The organism is Serratia surfactantfaciens, from assembly GCF_001642805.2.
GTDB classification, from domain to species: domain Bacteria; phylum Pseudomonadota; class Gammaproteobacteria; order Enterobacterales; family Enterobacteriaceae; genus Serratia; species Serratia surfactantfaciens.
Window position 1 is genome coordinate 1,983,264 of sequence record NZ_CP016948.1, and the last position, 13,410, is coordinate 1,996,673.

Here is a 13,410-nt window from a genome sequence, read left to right on the forward strand (position 1 = left end):
CAAAAGTAAGGGGTTCCATGGATAAACATTACGTGCTCGACATTCAGTATGCAGGAAAAGCCTTCGCCCGCCTGCAGATGTTCACCCCCTGGGCAGCCGATCAGCTGGAGCAGGCCTGCGCGCTGTTCCCGGCCGCGCAGGGTTATCAGGTGCGGCTCAGCCAGGTCAGCGAGCGCCGCATCGTCTACCAGAGCGGCGCGCAGGGCATCACTGTGCTGGGCGAGTCGCTGGCGCTGACCCCGTTCACTCAGGCTAGCGAGGTTAAACAATGAAAAAAGCCGTTGCCATTCGGCACGTCAATTTTGAAAACCTGGGCATCCTCGGCTCTCTGCTGTCGCTGCGCGGCTATCAGATCGACTATTACGATGCCGGCCGCGATGATATTCGTGCTATCAATAATGAAGAAACCGATCTGTTGGTGGTGCTGGGCGGGCCGATCAGCGCCGCCCAGCACTTTTCCGGCGCCCTGCGCTATGACTTTCTCGATCATGAGTTAACGCTGGTCAAACAGCGTCTGGCGCAGCGGCGACCGACCCTCGGAGTGTGTCTCGGCGCGCAGGTGATCGCCCAGGCGCTGGGCGCTGAGGTGATCTCGCTCGGCGTAAAAGAGATCGGCTTCGCCCCGCTGACCGCGGCGACGGAGGATTCGGTACTGGCGCCGCTGGCCGATACGCCGGTGCTGCACTGGCACGGCGATATGTTCATGATCCCGGACGGCGCCCGCTGCCTGGCCGGCACGGCGCTTTGCCCGCATCAGGCCTTCGACTATCAGGGCTTCGCGCTCGGTCTGCAGTTTCACCTGGAAGCCGATCATCGCGATCTCGAACGCTGGCTGATTGGCCATGCCTGCGAACTGGAACTGGCCGGCATCGCGCCCCAGAGCCTGCGTGAACAGGCGGCGCGCCACGGCGCACAGCTGGAACAGCGCGCACGGCAGGTGTTCGCGCGCTGGCTGGATAATAACGAACTCAGGATGTAACCCATGCAACAGATTTCACCCTTGCGGTCACCGTCCATCGACGCGATCAGCATACAATCTCAGGTGGTTTACGGCAGCGTCGGCAACGGTATCGCCTACCGCACTCTGCTGAAAAAGGGGCTGGAGGCGCTGCAGGTGCCCAGCGTATTGTTCGGCTGCCCGCCCTATTACGGCAAACCGCACGGCGGCGTCATCTCCGGCGAATGGTTTGGCGGCTTCCTCGACGATCTGATTGCCCGCGGCGTGATGCAGCGCTGCCGGGCGGTGATCGTCGGCTACCTGGGCGACGTCATGCAGTGCCATATTCTGGCCAACTGGCTGCAGCGGGTGCGCGCCCTCAATCCGCAGATAAAAATCTATATCGATCCGGTGATGGGCGACTACGGTGAAGGGATCTACGTGGATGAACGCATCGTCAACAGCTATCGCTCGCCGTTTCTGCGGCTGGCCGACGGCCTGACGCCGAACGGTTTCGAACTGGAGCAACTGTGCGGCCGGCGACTGAACAGCCGGGAGCAGACGCAACACGCCGCGCAGGCATTGTTGAACGACACCACCGAATGGGTGCTGGTCACCAGCGCACCGGGCGTAGCGCAGCACGAAGACGAAGTGGGATTGATGCTGGTCACCCGGAATGAAACGCAGTGCTTTACCCATCCGAAGGTCAAATCGGCGGTCAAAGGCACTGGCGATCTGTTTACCGCGTTGCTGGTCAGCCATCTGCTGCACGGCGCCGAACTCGGCGCGGCAGTGGTCGCCGCCGCCGGCGAAGTGTGCGACGTGCTGGCCGAAGCGGCGCAGTTCGGTTGGGAAGAGATCGGCAGCCTGCGGGCGTTAACCTAGCGCGTGAACAGGGGCAGCCTGCTGCCCCGCCTCTCCCGTCTTGACTTTTCACCATGACGATAATTCTGCTGCGCACTTTATTTATTGCCCGTCAATGATGCGCACAGTAATGATAAATTAGTGCACTATATATAAAAGATTAAACAGCTAATGATTAGAATAATTAAAATCCATAACCACACTCAACGTATTGATTTGTTGAAATTAAAAAAAACAGAAAATAAAATCGCGAAAAACATTCTGTTTTTTTGATTTTTTAAACTATTCACCCTCTTTTTACAACGCCGTGATTTTATTGATTATCTGTCACATAAAAATAAATACTTAATTTATTTTTATGTATGTGTTGATTTTTCAAGCGCCATTGCTATTGTTGAATGTGAGTAAAACGCGGCGACAAAGCGATTCACTACCTCCCTTTTATACCATCCAGCGTATAAGGATCTGACTATGCCTATTAAAAAATACGTCATTCTTGATAGCGCGCCAAAAGCTGTCGGCAATTCCGATTTTATTTTATTAGGCCTAAAGAATGAAGGTTTTGCCAGAGGATGTCCGATGTTATTTGGCGGTACTGCCGATGCTAAAGACGGCCCGGTCGATGGAAAAAACTTTGCGTTAAATGTAATAAAAAGAGAAACCTGGGAAGAAACCAATCAGAATATCGGCGTGGAACAGGTGGTAAGATATCAGGTTTACCCCAATGACATCAGCGTTTATACCAGTAAAGACTTCACCTTCACCGGGAAAGTAGCCATTGGCGGTGAGTTCGCCTGGATTAGAAAAGTCAGCAAAGGTAAAATCAAAGCTTATTTTAAAAACAAACCCACTGCCACCAAAGACATGTTCGCCCAGGAACTTTACGCAATGACGTTGGATGTCGATATTGAACCCACCGATGCGGAATTCGAACAGTATTTATCTTCAGATTGCCTAAGCGCTATTTACGCTTACTGCAAAGAAACCTGCAAATAATCCCTAATGAAAGCGATGCGCACGCCATAAAAGTGGCGTGCCCCCCTGGCAATGCCATTAATTTATTGGTGCCGACATTATGCTCACAAAAGATTATACGTCAGATGAGAAACGCATCGTAAAAAACGTTATCGACCGGTATGAAAACAGCGGCGTATTTCTGATTGAGCCTGGTGATCCGACTCTCGTTCAATTTTATGATATCCAACTCAAGCTGGCCGGCGTTACCCCAGCGGCGGCGCCGCAGTTCACCCGCCTCTGGCAGCAAACAAAAAGCGCCAGGCAGGTGTCCGGCCGGCTGGGCGAGGCCGACAGCAACGGCGTCCAACCGGTCTACAGCATTGTCAGGCTGGACTCCACTGACGGCAGGCATTACCAAACCGACGCCATCGGTTCTCTGCCGGTCAAGGCGACCAATGTCACCCAGACGCTTGGCCTGTTTAACGGCAGCGCCGATAACGTCGGCAATGTGTCCTATAAAAGCGACTATGTTTACACGTCAGACTGCACCATCGGCGCCAGCGGCGATTACCCACAGAGCCAAACCAGCGGCGATTTTCCGGTCACGGTAATCTACACCTTTGCGCAAACGGTCGGTCAGCAAACCGTTTACGGCGCTGAAATCGTCACGACGCAAAGCTATCCCAAAGAAATACGCAATGACTCCCCCAGAAATCTGTATAACCAGCAGATGATAAAGATCTGCCTGACCCGCGACGACGGCGATTGCGATTATCGCACCAGCTACGATCAGGACGGCACGGTTAAAGTGCCCATCAAGGGCAACATCACTTATTTTGGCAAGATAGACCTCAATAACGGCCAGGCGGTCAATGCCACCAACACCATATATCTGATTCGCACCCGCGCCGGCGGCGATCCCATTACCCCACTCGGCGGCTATAATATCTTCAATTCACCGGCGACCAGAATCAATGGCGATAACATCTCCTGGGATCTCAACTGGCTGAAATTCAATCGCGTGGATTTTGAATCCGGCGAACAGGTTTATTATGTTTTCAAAATCACGCTCAATGTGGAAGGCCGCAGCATCGCCGCATTTATTACCAATGCACCCAAGGATATCGACCCCGATCGCCGCATGCTCAACACGGTGCAAATCAAGCCGATGCAGATTATTTACGGCTGCCTGGCGGCAGACACATTAATTACCCTGCAGGACGGCACAGAAAAAACCATCGATGCCATCGAACCCAACGACTTTGTGCTATGTGGCAACCATCACCCGAGAAGGGTTGAAAATATCACCACCGGGCAAGAGCAGAATTATATCGAGATAACGGCTCAGGGCGACGACGGGCAACTATTTGGCATCACGGCCAGTATGGGGCACCCTTTCGTCACGGCAAACGGCATACTGACAGCCCGTGAATTAACGACGGGCATGCGCCTGAAAACATTACACGGGGAGTGTGAAATCACCGCCGTTTTAAATAAATCCGGTGAGCTGCAGGTTTATAACCTGCAATTGAGCGCCGACCTGCCCTTGCAAAAAATACAGTGCAGCGTCAATACCTTTTACGCTAACGGCGTACTGGTCGGCGACGCACTGGTGCAGCATCTTTATGAGGATGAATATCATCAACGCCCTCAGAATATCCTGCAGGCGCTGCCGGCCGAATGGCATACGGATTTCCACAATATGAACAGCAGAACGGGAAAATAAAGTTATGTATGAGGGCCGTCCTGACTTTCAACACATTATGACTTTTGATAATCACCGCTTCGTCGCCGCCTATTTGCAAGACGACGCATATTATTTATATCCGGATGCGCTCAGCATTTTGGCCGCCGATCCCTTGGCCTTTTCGTTGGATATTGTCCGCAGCTACAGCACCGAAAGCCTGTATGGCTGGCTGAATTTCACCACGCAGCTGCAGTTCGCCGGCGAACAGAGCCTGAACGCCTTCAAACAGCAGTACCCGGATTGTGCGGTGAAAGTCCTGCCCGTTTTGCCAGGCAGCCTGGGGTTTGACGTGCCTATCGATTATCACAGCGACCTGTACGGGCAGCATTACGACGCCACCTGGTATACGGCGCAGGATATTCAATTTATCATTTTACTCAATGCGCAGAGCACGCAGCTGATCGAACGTACCCTGCTCGACGACACGCTGGGCTTCAACGCGCGCATGGATGGCTTCGTCGAAGGCGTATCACCGCGCCTGGCCTATATGGCGGAGTGCGATGCGCGCGCCCTTATCCTGGCGCTGGCGGCCGGAGTGGACGGCGCACACCCGACGGATGACGGCGGGATCGCGTTTCCCTACGACGGGTTGACGATTTACCTGAGCCGCAATCTCTCCCGCCTGCCGCTGGAAATCAGTCCGTCGCTGCCGGTGAACGATCCCGCCGGCGATCTGCTGTTCAGCCAGACATTGCTCGACCGGCTATACAATCTGTACGGTGCGCCTTATGCCGGCCCTGCCGCCAGTAACGTCGCGCAAATCCGTCTGACACCGCCACCGAGCAGCGGGCGGACTCGTGTTGACCTGGCCGCGATCGCGCTGGCCCAGCGGCCGCTTTGTTTTATTTTGGATCCGTTCGCCGCCGCGCAGCAGATCGCCAAAGTGTCGCCCGACACCATCATCCACCGCACCACCACTCCGCCGCTGCCGTCGGGAGAGCGAGCGATCAACGTCTTTTACGCTTATCCGTTGGGCTTGCAGGCCGGTGTCTCGATCGATATACAGCTGACCGTGCCGCCCGGCAATCTCTATCCCATCGAGCAAACGCAAACCCAGGCGCTGCAGCCCGACCGCTCCTGGCTCACGTTCAAGTTCCGCAACAGCGCGCTAAACGCGCAGCCCTTTTTTTACCAGCTGCGCGTGAACTATCCGCATGACGGCGTCTATCGCACGCTGCCGGGCGATCGACAGCCAAGCGAAGAAGACCAACTGCTGTTGGACTATACCGCCTTACCCTGCCGATTCCTGACGCTCAATATCGACCCGGGGTTCGCGCAGCAAAGCCGGCTTGGCGGCATTTACCACTCCGCCGACTGGCGTCAGACGCTGGCGTTAACCGCCTCGGCGCCCTATTTCAGCGCGCCAGTCCTGGATGAAAATACCTTTGCCGAGGTGACGGCCTATTCGCTGTCAGGTACCGGTGCCGTCTCTCTGCCTGCGCCGATCGCGCAAAGCGCCACCATCGGCGCCTACAGCTTCCCACAGTTTGGCGCGCAGCAGGCGACGATCACCGTTCAGCTGCCGCCGCAGTCGCTGAGCGCCACGCTGACCTTCCAGCCGCAGGATAGCGAGCGCACCAGCGATCGCACTTTCACGCATTCGCAGCCGAGCTTCGTCTACAAATGGAACGTCACCTCCATTTACGCCGCCGGCTTTCGTTATAAACCCCCCGCAGGCTCCTGGTCGCCCTATGTGACCGGCAACCAAACGATCGATATCAAGGGTGATACACCATGACCGACGAATTGGATCCACAACGTACGTTGCAAAACTTCTTTCTTCTTGACCGCGCGCTGGCGTTTCACGATCAAACGCGCCCCAGCGGCTGTTACACCTACGGCAGCTATACGCCGCAGGTGGTGCAGGAGACGCCGGCCGGCAAGATCAGCTCGCTGCATCTGCTGACCAGCCCCGGCGGTGGCCTGGCGACCTTCATTGCACCGAAGCTGCCGGTCGACAGGGCGGCGATCGAGGACTATATCCGCCGCCATTTCGTCCCAGCGCCGCAAACCATCACCCTGGAGCAGGAAGAGATCCAGCAATCGCTGTGGCTGCACTTCGCACAGCGGCCTGCCGCCGCCGCTTACAGCGTCGAATTCGAGCAGTCCAAAATGGCGCTGACCCATGAAGAGGCAGCCCGGTTGGCCAGCGCCATCCAGGGCACCCAAGATCAGGTCTATTTTCTCACCCGCAGCCGCTTCAGCGTCGGCAGCCGCGTCAGCGCCAGTTTGCAGGCCGATTGGGTGGAGTTTGTCACTCTGGCCTTCAACGAGCAGGCGCGCCAACCTGAAGCGATCGCCAAACTGCTGAACCAGCAGATCGACGCCGGCGTCGTCATTCTGCAAGCGGAGTACGACAACGCCCCTTCGCTGCAGACGCAAGAACGCGTTCGCCAGGCGCTGGTGAATACCGCCTCGCTGCTGATCGCCAACACGCTGCGCAATATCTCCTCGCCGGAGCAGATCCCCAACAAACTGAATTACCAAATCGAATACGACGACACCGTGCCACAGCGCTACCTGTTGGAACAGCAACGAGACATCGCCGGGCTGCTGAGCCAACTGCCGGTCGACGGCATCATCTCCTTTACCGCCACGCCCCTGCCTGAGCCCAGCAGACCGGACAAGCCCATAGAGCCTCAACGCTGCACCGTCAGCCTGGGGTTTGAGCCGAAAGGCTTCAATATCATGGCGATCGAGCTGCGCTGGGCGGATCAGCTGACCCCGATGGCGTGGCCCAATTTTCCGCCGGTGACGCTGGAAACCACAACGGCGGCGAGCGACATCGCGCTCAAGGTGACCTTCGCCGATTACACCAGCTTCGAGAGCAGGCTGGCGTGGCAGGACGCCATCGCGCTGACGCCGCAAGATTTGGGCTTCTACAGCCTGCTGTTCGACGCCGAGCATCTCAGAACCGAATTCAAGACGATCTCCGGCAGCGCCAGCTATATCCCGGCGGGCCAGGGCAAAAAACAGAATTTCACCTTCGCCTTTTCCGCCACGCAATGGCAAGCCAACTGGTGGATCAACGCCCACGCCGCCGGCCTCAACGGCCGGGTGGACTATCGCTGGCAAGGGAAAACGGCGGCGCTATTCCCCAAAAACTACGACTCCGGCCCGCTACAGGCCACCACCGGCCCGATCAAACTGCAATACACCAAGTGATACCAACAAGAGGACCGCCCTATGTTAACCACCGCTTTGCAGCAATCGATAAAGATCGACGTCACCGAATATTTGGGCGTCAAGGAATACGCATACACCTGCTACGGCGACAGCGAGAGCAAGGATATCTTCTACGTGGTGCCGGAAATCCCGGTGTTTGCCAAACGGGACGCCGACACCCCCAGCTTCATGTTCTACAAATACCGCAGTGAAGATACGCAAGGCGGTTACGCGCAATTCACCGTGCAGCTGCCGCAGCCGAATGCGGAAATGAAAGACCGCATCCGCCTGCAGCTGTATGACGGCCTCGGCAAGCAAAACGGGCCGTTGGATAAAAAATCCCAGCTGATTGTCGCCTACATCAAGGCGAAACAGGCCTATGAAGCCGACCCGGAAAACAACGCCAAGAAGACCGCGATGGACCAGGCGCAGAAGAATACCGGGTTGAGCGACGAACAGCTCAACCGGTTTGTCGCGCTCTACGACAGCAGCAAAGGCGACGATCAGTTCCTCAGAGAGCTGATGCCGGCGGACGCCGCGAAAATCGAACTGATGCAACCGCGCTACACCTCGGCGCAGGCCATGCTGATCCTCGACGGCAACGATAAATTCTATCGCCAGATCCCAACGCCGCTGTCCCCCTCCGGCCTCGGCGACAACAATACCGTGTTCAGCCTGTCGCTGACCGGGGAAGGCGCCACGCTGTTTGAGCAGGTGCTGAAAGGCACCGATAAAAACTCCAGCGTCGGCGTGCGCTTCGACCTCTCCCTGGATGCCTCCATGTCGGCAGCCAAGGTGATCGTCACCTACAACAGCGAGCAGGCCAAGTCCGTAGCGCAAACCATCAACCGTCACACCTGGTCAGCCGACGAGAAAAAAATCGAGCAGGAGTTTTACTCCAAAGAGGCGATCAAGGTAGACGTGCAGATCGGGCTGACGGCGGCGGAGATGGGCATGGAACCCGCCGCCTATGATAAATGGAAGGAGAGTCTGCGGAACTGGGGGCAACAGCAGGTCGAACAGATCCTGAGCAGCCAAACCGGCATCGACATGAGTCTCAATTTGCTGAACGACGCCGACGGTTTCGACAAATTCGAGTCCAAAATCTCGCAAACGCAGAGCTTCACCCGCGAGTATGAAGAGAACGCCGTGGTGTCCTCCACCATTTACCCGCAAACGCAGCTGCCGTCGATACGCTCAATCGTCGGCGAAGCCGATTTGGATCAGTACTTCAAAGAGTACGACCTCCACGACCCGTTCTATCAGTACATTCAACCGGAATTCTTCGTCACCGAAGACCTGGCGAAGTATGACATCGCCAATATCGTGGTCACCGCGATATACGATAACGATCTCAAGAGCACGCTGACCTTTACCCCGACAGATTCGGGGCCGAAAAAAACCGACAAGTGGTTTATCAAACCCGAGCTCGGCCGCGCCTACCATTACCATTACACCGTCAACTTCACCGGCATGCAGGCCAGGCCTTACCAGTCTGGCGAGATCCAGGTCAAAGACGACCTGGTGGTCACCATCAACGCGGCGCAAAGCGGCATCGTTTATGCCGATATCTCCACCCTGCTCGATCCGCTGGGCTGGGCGGTCTTCAGCCAGGTGGTCATCAAAACCCAATATGAAGACAAAGAGCACAGTGTGCCGCTCAAGCAATACACCCAGGTGGTCAGCGACAAAAACCCACCGGTGCCGTTTATTTATCCGATCGGCACCAACGTGGACAAGCCGCTCTATTACTCAGCCGACTACTATGCGCTGGACGGCGACAGCCTGACCTATCTGCCGCCGGGGGTGGAAACCAACCCGCAGCTGCCCGGCTATGGCGAAACGCGCGCCAATCAGATCCTGATCGCCAACGCCCTGCCGAAACAGCAGAAATACACCATCATCTTCAAACCGTCGCAAAAAGACGTCTCGCTGATCACCTTCGAGATGACGGTGAACTACCCGAAATGGGACTTCTCGCAAACGCTGCCTATTGCGTTAACCGAGTTCGATACCAAGTCGCTCACCCAATACCTGACATTCAACATGATGCAGCAAGGCAACGAGGTGGAGATCAGCTACACCGCCACGGTCTATTACGGTGATAACCAGGAGAAAACCGTCGGCAAACCGGTCACCGGTGCCAGCACCATCGTGGTCGTGACCTTCTGACGGCCGATTCCGCCGGGGCAAGCCCGCCTTGCTCCGGCCCCCTCTCCGATGACGTGGGATTGCCGCCATGAACGATCAGGTAATCATGCAGGACATCTGTTTTATTCGGGCGGATCCGGATAGACCCGTCTATTACTACTGCGCCGCCGCGCCGAGCGTGCAGGTCGCCGAGGGCGATCGGCCCGACGTTCAACTGCAAATTTTCAGAAACCTCAACCAACCGGACGATCTCTACTACGCCACGTTGTCGCTGCAGACTCAGCTGGCCAGTACGCCCGCGGCGGCGCAGCGCGCCGCCAACGCCAGCCCGGACATCCCGCGCGATGCGATCTTATTGCCGCTGCAGGCGATCGCCTGCAGCGCGACGCTGAATATTCCCGGTCTGATCCCCGGGCAGACCAACAAAACCTCGCTGAGCGACCAGCAATACTGTTATCTGTCCGCCAAATTGAACGACGACGATGACATCCTGCTGCTGGCAAGCCTGATGCGCACGCCGGCCTCGACGCCGATCGCCGTCAGTTACAAAATCGACTATCTGCAGCAGCTGCCGCCGGCCACCTTCGAACTGGAAGCCAACTGGGACCAGGTGTATCGATATCTGCAGCGCGCTATCGGCTTTAACCTGCTGATTTTTTCCGTCGGCATCGAGCAGACCTCGGCCCAGTTGATCAGCGAAAAAATCGTCACCGTCAAGGTCAGGGATACCGATCCCGACGGCCATCTGGCGCAGGCCGCCGCCGAGCTGACGCAGATCCTCACCAGCCAGTTCTTCACGCCGGTTATCGCCAACGAACCGCAGCAGACCAGCCCCAAAGCCGGTTTCTATCTGCAACAAGTCTCGATTGAGAACATCGACCAGCGCCGCCTCAGCGGCAAGATCAGCGAAACCACCGTCGTGCAGCGCTCGCTCTATCCGCAGGCCCTGTTCGCCCAGCTGGTCGCTGGCACGGACTATCAGGCCGACAGCGCGATCGTCAAACGCGACCTGCAGGATGACTTTTTCGCCTACCGCGAGGTGCAAGTCAGCCTGCTGTCGGAGACGCTGGATGCCAATATCCTGCTGGTGACGGCACGGTTGCGCTATGGCTTAAACAGCCGCCAGCTGAAATTTACCCGCGACGACCTCGGCCCCAAACGCTTTAAGGAGCCCAGTCTGATCGACCCGAAAACGGGAAAAATGCTGTGGCCGGTCGAGTATGACTTCACCGTGTATTTCAACCAGTCGATAGGCGGCGTGACTTCGGTCAGCTCCGGCAGCCTGCAGACGGAGATGAGCGAGGTCTTTCTCGACATCGAGTCGCTCTATGGCCGTTATGATTTCGCGATCGAAGCGGCGCAGCAGTTCGACTGGCAGCGCTATCAATCCGTGCTGGTCACGCTGCGCTACCGCCACCGGCAACAGCCGAACAGCAGCGTGTCGCGCAGCTTCCAGCTTGACCCTGCCACCCCGCGGGCCCACTACCCGGTCATGCTGCCGGAGCCCGGCGAGTATCAGTTCGAGGTGAACAAAGCCTACAGCGCCGCCGTCAACTCGCCACATCTCTCCGCCGATCTGCAAGAGCCGACCGGCCAGGACGTGTACCTGTTCTCCACCCTCTATCACCAGCGCGAGCTGACGCTGTCGGCCGACATGGACTGGCGCCAGGTGGAAATGGTCATCGTGTCCGCCAGCTACGCCTGCACGCCGACGGAGACCTTACAGCAGGTGTTTCAATTTACCGAATCCGACGCCGCCCCCCAACGTTTCAGCGCCGATCAGCTCGATCCGGCGCAGCTGACCGTCGATCTGGATATCTGGTTTACCTATCAGCCGGGCGCGGGCGGCGATCGGCCCGAAAACGTGCAGTGTTCGACCGACGCCAACGCGATTGACCTCGCCAACCTCAGTTAATAAGGAAACGCCATGTTATTACTCAGAGCCAAAACCGCCACCATCAACAACATCACCTTCTTCGCCGACGATTCAGACGAAAACCAGTTCTGGTATCTGCCCGGGGACATTCATATCGCGCAGAAGTCGGGCGAACCGGTATTCTCTCTGATCAAATACACCGGCGACGCCAGCGACCCGCAAGGGGGGTACATCAACTTCGAGGTCAATACGGCGATCGACGAAGCGGTGCTCAACAGCGCCTTCAACGACTACCTGCGTAAACTGAAAGTTGATCCCAAAAACGCCCGCAAGGCCCAGGTGCCGTACGATAAAGGCACGGTGAACTTCTTCGTGCTCGACGCGGGCGCCACCAACGGCGAGCTGATCAGCGCCCCTTGCCCAAGCCTGTTCGGTAACAACAGCGCCATCTTCAGCGCCAAACTGACGCCGTCTCAGGCGGTGATCCTCGAGGCCGCATTTACCCAGGCCAAGGCGCCGGCCGCCGTCGCCTATAACCTCAGTTTCACCGGCATCACGCCGGCGCTGAAGGTCGAGGTCACCGCACAGTTCGAAAGCATCTACAAAGAGTTCGATCTGAAATTCGGCGCCAACATCCCCATCCCGGTGGAGACGCCCGCCAGTTTCTGGCTGGGCTTCGACAGCGTCATTAAAAAACTGCAGCAGGATCAGAAACTGGTGATCAAGGTCACCGAAAGCATGCCGGGCGACGAAGAGGCCAAAGAAAAAGAGTGGGCGCTGCAGTTCGTCAAGGAGGAGATCCTGAAAAGCTTCTTCAGCGCCACGCTCAAACCGAACGATGACAGCAACCCGCAGGCGAAATCCGCCAGTGACGCCATCCTGGACTCGCTGATCGCCAGCGACAAGAAAGAAGGCGAAGAAGCCGGCAAAGGCGGCCTGTTCCCCAGCGCTTCGCTGGAGATCAAGCTGGTGCGCATCGAAGAAACCAAGAGCCTGAACTTCAACTACACCTCGTCGAAAGCGCTTAGCCAGTCTGCGGTGCCGCAAAACTTTATCGGCAGCGATATCCTGCATGCCCAGAAGACCGCGCCTTACTTCATTCAGGTCAATGTCAACGATCCGTTCTTCCAACAGCTCGACCTGAGCGTATTGGGGCCGGACAGCTTCGAAGAGTACGGCATCAAGGCGGCCACGTTCAGCATCCGTTACAACGGCCAGGTTTACACCGGCGCGCCGTTCACCAACGATGACGGCTCCTGGACCAAGCGCATCGCCCGCAGCAGCGACAAGAACGAGCTGTTCCAAATCACCAGCGAATTCGCCTTCAAGTCCGCCGCCGCCTCCGGCTGGGAAGGCAGCAGCAGCTACCAGCCGCAATCCAGATCGGCCTCGACCCTGCTGAATATGGATCCCGGCTCTGTACTGACGTTCAACGAAATCAGCATTTTCCTCGATCGCACGTTCTCGTGGGACAACTGTAATCAGGTGCTGGTAGAGCTGAGTTATCAGGATGACAAGGGCAGCCGCAAGAGCAAGAAATACCCCTTCACCTACGATAAGCACGATAGCCAAACCTTCAAGTACCGTTGCCTGACGGAGAAACCCTGGACGATCGCTTACAAGCTCATTTACTTCCTGGTCGGGGGCGAAACCGTCGAACGCGAAGGCAGCGAGAACCCGCCGGCCATCGTCATCTCCAATCTGGTTTAGGTG

10 protein-coding genes are annotated in these 13,410 nt (G+C 57.0%); all 10 read left to right on the plus strand.

Annotation, left to right across the window (positions count from 1 at the left end; all coding sequences use genetic code 11):
• Positions 1-17: 17 nt before the first annotated feature.
• The 10 genes from ATE40_RS09410 to ATE40_RS09455 all read left to right on the plus strand — a co-directional run bounded on the left by ATE40_RS09410 (position 18) and on the right by ATE40_RS09455 (position 13,407).
• A complete protein-coding gene (locus ATE40_RS09410; protein WP_063919530.1) occupies positions 18-272 on the plus strand; it encodes a hypothetical protein in 255 nt (84 codons plus the stop codon).
• Positions 269-979, plus strand: coding sequence for a glutamine amidotransferase (locus ATE40_RS09415; protein WP_063919531.1), 711 nt, complete (start codon positions 269-271; stop codon positions 977-979). The genes ATE40_RS09410 and ATE40_RS09415 overlap by 4 nt, the downstream gene beginning before the upstream one ends.
• Before the next feature lie 3 nt (positions 980-982).
• Entirely contained in the window at positions 983-1,822 is an 840-nt protein-coding gene (gene pdxY, locus ATE40_RS09420; RefSeq protein ID WP_063919532.1) for a pyridoxal kinase, read from the plus strand.
• A gap of 450 nt (positions 1,823-2,272) precedes the next feature.
• The gene (locus ATE40_RS09425) at positions 2,273-2,797 is read left to right on the plus strand and encodes an NUDIX hydrolase (protein WP_063919533.1); all 525 of its coding nucleotides are present in this window, start codon (positions 2,273-2,275) and stop codon (positions 2,795-2,797) included.
• Positions 2,798-2,876: 79 nt separating this feature from the next.
• Positions 2,877-4,484, plus strand: coding sequence for a Hint domain-containing protein (locus tag ATE40_RS09430; RefSeq protein ID WP_063919534.1), 1,608 nt, complete (start codon positions 2,877-2,879; stop codon positions 4,482-4,484).
• A gap of 37 nt (positions 4,485-4,521) precedes the next feature.
• On the plus strand, positions 4,522-6,243 hold the full coding sequence (locus ATE40_RS09435; protein ID WP_244889078.1) for a hypothetical protein: 1,722 nt from the start codon (positions 4,522-4,524) through the stop codon (positions 6,241-6,243).
• Entirely contained in the window at positions 6,240-7,670 is a 1,431-nt protein-coding gene (locus tag ATE40_RS09440; RefSeq protein WP_063919536.1) for a hypothetical protein, read from the plus strand. The genes ATE40_RS09435 and ATE40_RS09440 overlap by 4 nt, the downstream gene beginning before the upstream one ends.
• A gap of 21 nt (positions 7,671-7,691) precedes the next feature.
• Positions 7,692-9,842 carry a hypothetical protein gene (locus ATE40_RS09445; protein ID WP_063919537.1) on the plus strand — a complete coding sequence of 717 codons (2,151 nt, stop codon included), beginning with the start codon at positions 7,692-7,694 and terminating at the stop codon, positions 9,840-9,842.
• Positions 9,843-9,909: 67 nt separating this feature from the next.
• Positions 9,910-11,736, plus strand: coding sequence for a hypothetical protein (locus ATE40_RS09450; RefSeq protein WP_019452611.1), 1,827 nt, complete (start codon positions 9,910-9,912; stop codon positions 11,734-11,736).
• Between the two features lie 12 nt (positions 11,737-11,748).
• Positions 11,749-13,407: a hypothetical protein gene (locus tag ATE40_RS09455; RefSeq protein WP_063919538.1), complete on the plus strand. Its 1,659-nt coding sequence runs from the start codon at positions 11,749-11,751 to the stop codon at positions 13,405-13,407.
• Positions 13,408-13,410 lie beyond the last annotated feature (3 nt).